4 protein-coding genes are annotated in these 6,190 nt (G+C 75.6%); all 4 read left to right on the top strand.

Annotated elements, in window-relative coordinates; translation table 11 throughout:
* The first annotated feature begins 410 nt into the window (after positions 1 to 410).
* The gene (locus EAO70_RS06665) at positions 411 to 1,136 is read left to right on the top strand and encodes a Crp/Fnr family transcriptional regulator (RefSeq protein WP_148002079.1); all 726 of its coding nucleotides are present in this window, start codon (positions 411 to 413) and stop codon (positions 1,134 to 1,136) included.
* 92 nt (positions 1,137 to 1,228) lie between these two features.
* Positions 1,229 to 2,206, top strand: a complete 978-nt coding sequence (locus EAO70_RS06660) for a hypothetical protein (protein WP_261992711.1) — start codon at positions 1,229 to 1,231, stop codon at positions 2,204 to 2,206.
* On the top strand, positions 2,203 to 4,644 hold the full coding sequence (locus EAO70_RS06655; protein WP_148002078.1) for a hypothetical protein: 2,442 nt from the start codon (positions 2,203 to 2,205) through the stop codon (positions 4,642 to 4,644). The genes EAO70_RS06660 and EAO70_RS06655 overlap by 4 nt, the downstream gene beginning before the upstream one ends.
* Positions 4,641 to 6,190 (top strand): hypothetical protein (locus EAO70_RS06650; protein WP_148002081.1); only part of this gene is annotated, 1,550 nt, incomplete at its 3' end. The genes EAO70_RS06655 and EAO70_RS06650, both read left to right, overlap by 4 nt.

Below are 6,190 nucleotides of genomic sequence, written 5' to 3'. Positions count from 1 at the left end.
CGGGACGGGGCGGAGACCCGGCGAAGACGCTGCGAAGGCCCTGCGGAGGCGGTGTGCGGACATGCCGAASCCCTCGCGGATCCCGTCCCCACCAGGACGCCGATCCGCGAGGGCTTCGGCATGTCCGCACACCGCCTCCGCAGGGCCTTCGCAGCGTCTTCGCCGGGTCTCCGCCCCGTCCCGGCAGGGGGCGCAGGGGTGCCGGGTGCGGCGCTCCCCTGCGCCCCCCGTGCCTGTTGACGCGTTTCTTCCGCACCCTCTAGCGTTCTTCACCCCATGACGTGACACAGCGTCAGCACTGTGACGAGACAGGTCACTTGAGGTGGGAACACGCACACGAACACGCCGGTCGATCACCGGCGGCCGGTCTTCCCCGGAGGGCCCGAGAACGGTACGGGGGTGAGCGGGCGGTGAGTCTCTTCGGCCAGGACCGCTCCTTCCTCCACGCCCTTCCCGCCGCCGACCGGCGGTCCCTGCTCGCCGAGGGCGCCCGGCGCGCCTACGAACCCGGGGAGGTGATGATCCGCGAACGCGACGACAGCGCCTTCGTCCTCGCGCTGCTCTCCGGCTGGTCCGTCGTCTCCGTGGGTACCGAGCGCGGCTCGCGGCTCATCCTCGCCCTCCGCGGCGCCGGCGAGGTCGTGGGCGACCTCGCCGCGGTCGACCGGCGTCCCCGCAGCGCGAGCGTCACCGCGCTGGGCCGGGTCGAGGCGGTGGCGATCTCCGCCGACCGGTTCCGCGGGTTCCTCGCCGCCCGCCCGCACGCCACCTCGCTGATCATGCGCCAGCTCGCGACCCGGCTGCGCAGCGCCGACGTCGAACGCCGCGCGCTCGCCTCCGAGACCGTCCTGCAGCGCCTCGCGGCCCGACTCGTCGAACTCGCCGAGCGCGCCGGACGGCAGGCCGAGACGGGGACCGTGCTCGAACTCCCGCTGCCGCAGCACGACCTGGCGGCGGCCATCGGGGCGACCCGGGAGGCGGTGGCCAAGGCGCTCCGCCTGCTGCGGGAGCAGGACGTGGTCCGCACCGCGAACCGCACCGTCGTCGTGATCGACATGCGGGTCCTGGTGCTGCTCGCGGAGGGGCGCGCACGCCCCGGCGGAGAACCGGCGGACGAATCCCCGCCGGGTGTGTAAACGGCTACATCGCCGGTCGCGGAAGGCGGCCAGTCTGGACACGCACCACCACGGCACCAACGGCACCGGGGCAGCACACAGGGAGTCCGAGAGTGAGCAGTGCGGGAGTGAACGGGGAAGTGGGCGGGCAAGCGGGCGGCATCCACCGGTTCGTCGTCTTCGGCGACATCTGCGGCTCCGGGACGCTCGACCTGGCCGAGAAGAAGCACCAGAGGGCGGCCATGTACGCCGCGTTCGACGACGCGTACAGCTCCGTCGGCGTCGAGCCCGGCACCTTCCACCAGGAGGACCGGGGCGACGGCATCCTCGCCGCACTGCGCCCCGACGTGCCGCCGACCCTGATGGTCGGCCGGTGGATCGACACGCTGTACGAGAGCCTGCGCACCCACAACCGCGGCCGGGCGAGGCCGCTGCGGCTGCGGATCGGGATGAACGCCGGACTCGTCGCGCAGGACCGGCACGGGCTCGTCGGACGCGCGGTGGACCTCGCCGCCCGGCTCTGCGACAGCGCCCCTGCCAAGCGGATCATGAACGAGACCCCGGAGATCGACCTCGTGGTCGTCGTCTCCGACTGGCTGTACGGGAACGTGGTCGCCGAGGGCGGGCGGTACGTCGAGCCCGACCACTACCGGTCGGCCCGCATCCGGTCCAAGGAGACCGACGAGGCCGCCTGGTTCCACGTACCGCGCAGGCCCGCTCCGCCGCTGATCGGGCGGGACGGGGAGCTGCCGCCGGAGGGGGAGGCGCCGCCCGATCAGCGGCGGAGCGCGTTGGGCCGTCGCGGGGGGACGGCCCAACGCCCCGGCCCGTGGGCGGGAACCGCGCGTACCACGTCGGGGGCGACCTCCTCGACGTGCGTTGGGCCGTCGCGGGGGGACGGCCCAACGCCCCGGCCCGTGGGCGGGAACCGCGCGTACCACGTCGGGGGCGACCTCCTCGACGTCCACGGGAACACCATCCACGGCGGGTTCACCGGAATCCGCAAGGACTCCGGCCGTGGCACCGGCCCCGCCCCCTCCGATACGGGGGCGGGCGCCGGTGCGGCCACCGGCGCGGGTGAACCGGAGTGAGCGACCAGGACGACGGCGCGCCGCAGGGCGACCCGGCGGACGGCGGCCACGGCCACGGAGACCGGTCCGACCCGCCGGACCGGGGCGGCGACCGGGGCTCGGACCGCGGCGGTCGCGGTTCCGACCGGGGCACCGACCGTGGTGGCCGCGCATCCGACCGTGGCTCCGACCGCGACCGCGACCGGGACCGGGCTGGTGGCTCCGAGCGGGGGGACGGCCCCGAGCAGACCCGCGAGCCGAGCGTCTTCGCCGCCGCCGACCGCGGCCCGCTCGGCGGCGAGAGCGAGACCGGCGGGGCCGCCACGGCACGCCGGGCCGTCCAGACCTGGGCGGCCGGCGCCGCCGACCGCACCACCACCATCCACGGCGACGGCACCGTCTTCGAGGGCAACCAGATCTTCGCCCTGTACGGCTCCGACCGCACCGCGCACTTCGTCCAGGGGCCCGTCCCGCCCGAGACGCTCGACCACCTCGGCCGGGTGTACTGCGCCACCGCCGGCTACCGGCGGATGCGGGACCGGCTCCGCGACCACCGGGTCCTCGTCCTCTGCGGCGAACCCGGCAGCGGCCGCAAGGCCACCGCGCTCGCCCTCCTCGACGAGCTGACCGGCGGCAAGGTCTTCCGGCTCGACCCCCGCCACGGCGTCGACGAGATCACCGAGGAGGCCCTCCAGGAGGCCGGCGGCCACCTCCTGGAGCTCCGCCCCGAGGACGTGCGCGAGTCCGAGGGCGAGCCGCGCGCCGCCCGCTCCGGCCGGGGCGAGCACACCGCCGTCCGGCGCCCCGCCACCCGGCTGTCCGAACTGCACCTCGACCGCTTCGGCGAACTGCTGCGCGGCCGGGACGCGTACGGGGTCGTCCTCGTCGAGAACGGGGAACTCGCCGACCGCCTGCTGCGCGGCCGGTACGGGATGTACTGCGCGCCGCCCCCGGCCGACGAGGTCCTCCACCGGCACCTCTGGAACGAGCTGCGCGCCGAGTCCGACCAGGCCCTCGGCGACGCCCGGGCGCGCGGCGCGCGGCAGGACGTCGCCGAGGCCCTCGGCCTGGAGGAGCTGCGGCCCCGCGAGGCGGCCCGGCTCGCCGACCACCTCGCCCGGCACTGGCGCGGCGAGGTGACGGACGAGGAACTCCTCGCCGAGTGCGCCTCCTTCGTACGCTCCCAGGCCCGCGAGTGGTTCGCCGGCGCCGATCGTCCGGGCGCGGTCCCCGAGGCCCTCCCGGCCCTGGGCGTCGGGGCGTTCCGCATCGCGGTCGCCGTCTTCGACGGATCCGCGTACAGCCTCGCCGCCGAGGCCGCCGAACTCCTCGCCTGGGAACTCGCGGTCACCCTCGACCCCGAACACCCTCCGGGCCGACGCCTGTTCGGGACGCACGCCGAGCACCGGCCGGTGCAGGCGCGGGCCGTCCTGGAGGACGGCGAGCTGGACCTCGGCCCGGCCACGGTCCCCGTGCGGGCCGTCCGCTTCCAGGGCGAGGCGCTGGCCGGCGCCGTCCTCGGCGAGATCTGGCACGGCTACCACAACGTCCGCGGCCCGGTGGCCCGTTGGCTGCGCGCGCTCTGCGACGACCCGCGCCCCGAGGTGTGGGTGCGGGCGTCCATCGCGGCCGGTGTCCTCTGCTCCTGGGACTGGATCCACGGCTTCCGGGAGCTGGTGGTCCCCCTCGCCGTGACCGACGACGCGGTGGCTCGCATGGCGGCCGCGACCGCGCTCGCCGAGTCCGCGCGCGACCCGCGCGTCCGGCCCGCGGTCGCCGACGTCCTGAAGAACTGGGCCTCCTCCGACCAGGAGTTGCTGGTCTGGACCGCGCTGCTCACCCACGGCTACGTGCTGGCCGCCGGCACCGTCCCCGGTTCGCTCGACGCGATCGCCCGGGTCGTCAGGACCCGCGAGGCGAGCGACGTGGACGTCCTCGTACCCGCCGCGTTCAGCGTGGCGCGGCTGCTCGCCTGCGGCGAACCCGAGCCCGTGCTGCGGAGGCTCCGGCAGTGGCTGGAGGACGGCCGGCTCAATCTCGCCAACCTCGTCCACCTCACCGTCATCCGGGCCCTGAGCACCCGGACCACCCATCTGTGGGGGCTGCGGGAGGTCCCGGAGCTGGAGGGCCACGCGGCCCGCCCGCTGCTGGTCGCCCTGCTCGCGACCCGGCCCGAGCTCGCCGCCGACCTTGCGGCGCTGCTGCGGTCCACGCTCGTCACGGCCCGCTCGGGCGAGTCGGCCCTTGAGGCGCTCGGCGGGATGCTCCGGCGGGCCGCGAAGGACCCGGAGTCGCTCCGGTACGTCTGCGCCTTCCTGCCGCGGCTCGCGGTGGACCGGCGCGACCGCGACCGGCTGCGGGGCTTGCTGAACGAACTGGTCCGGGACCGTGACCGGCCCCTGGACAGAGGCGCGGCGCGCCGGATGTGGGACGCCGTGACGGAAGGAGTGAACCGATGACCGGGCCCGAGCAGGACGGGAACGCGCGGTCCGACGAGCGGACGCGCTGGATCGACCGCGACCGCGCGGAGGACGGCCGCGACGGCCGGGGACGGGACGAGCGGGGCGCGGACGGGCGCGGCGGGGACGAACGGGCCCGCGACGAGCGGGGCAGGGCCGAGCGGGCCCGGGACGGCCGCGACCGGGACGACCGGGAGCGGCAGCGGCCCTGGGAGCAGCAGGGCGACCGGCCGCGGGGCGGCGGGCGCCGGTACGACGGCCAAGGCGACAGCCGGCGGGCCGGCCGCCGGGACGAGGACACGAACGAGGACGAGGGCACGGCCATGGACCGCGACGAGGACCCGMACCGCCGCCGGAGCGGCAAGGTCGCCGCCGTGCTCCTCTACCGCAACGGCGGCCACCGGATCGTCTGGCCGGACCGTGTGGAGGACGTCAACAAGCCCCTGATCGGCTCCGCCTACACCATCTTCGAAGTGCAACTCGGGCGTAACGTGACCGAGTTCAGGCTCCAGCTGCCCGCCGCCGGCGACGGCGTCTTCTTCGAGGCCCTCGCCAGGGTCCAGTGGGTGGTGGAGGACCCCCATCTCGTCGTCCGGGAACAGGTCGAGGACGTCGCCGAGCTGCTGCACGACGAACTCCTCGACGGGCTGCGCCGGATCTCCCGGCGGTTCCGGATCACCGAGGCGCAGCGCGCCGACGAGGCCGTGCGCGAGGAACTGGAGACGGGACGCCTCCGGTTCGGCGCGGACATGGGGCTGCGGACCCGGGTCCACGTCTTCGTCGACCTCGACGACTCCGTCAAGGCCGAGGTCTCGCGCCGGGACCGGATCGGCGTCACCATGGAGGCCGACGAGCGCGCCGCCGAGGCCGAGCGCCGCCGGGACGCCGCCGACCGCGCCCTGATCGCCGACCGCGCCCGGGAGCTGGAGTCCCTCTTCCAGCGCGGGGACGCCGCCCAGATCGCCCACCAGATGGCCATGCACCCCGACAAGCAGTGGGAGATCCGCACCCAGCTCCAGCGCGAGCGGCGCGAGGGCCAGGAGGACTACCTGGCCGTCTTCAACCGGCTCCTCGACACCGGGGTCCTCGAACGGCACGACATCGGCGAGCAGATGTACCAGGTGCTCATGTACCTGCGCACCCAGACCGGCACCGTCCTCGACGGCATCACCAACCGGGTGCTCAACCCCTCGGGCGACCCCGGGCCGCGCCGCCTCGCCCTGGAGGACGCCGTACCGGAGCCGTACCGCCCCGACTGGGACGAGGACCGGGACCGCGCCGAGCCGCCGGCCCCGGACGGGACCCGGGTCTACGAGCCGACCCGCGTCGAGTCCGGCTCGGAGCGGGAACGCGAGCGGGGCAGGGCGCGCGACCGGGGCCGCGACGGCGACGACCGCGACGCCGGCCGGGACCGGGGCCGCCCGCGGGACCGGTACGACGACCGCCACGACGACGGGCACGACCGGTACGAGGACGGCGACGCGTACGGCAGGGGCGACGCCTACGAGCGCAACGACCGGTACGACCGCGACGACCCCTACGACCG

Origin of the sequence: Streptomyces sp. adm13(2018), from assembly GCF_008042145.1 — a bacterium.
Lineage (GTDB): Bacteria > Actinomycetota > Actinomycetes > Streptomycetales > Streptomycetaceae > Streptomyces.
This window is presented reverse-complemented; position numbering and strand designations above follow the sequence as displayed.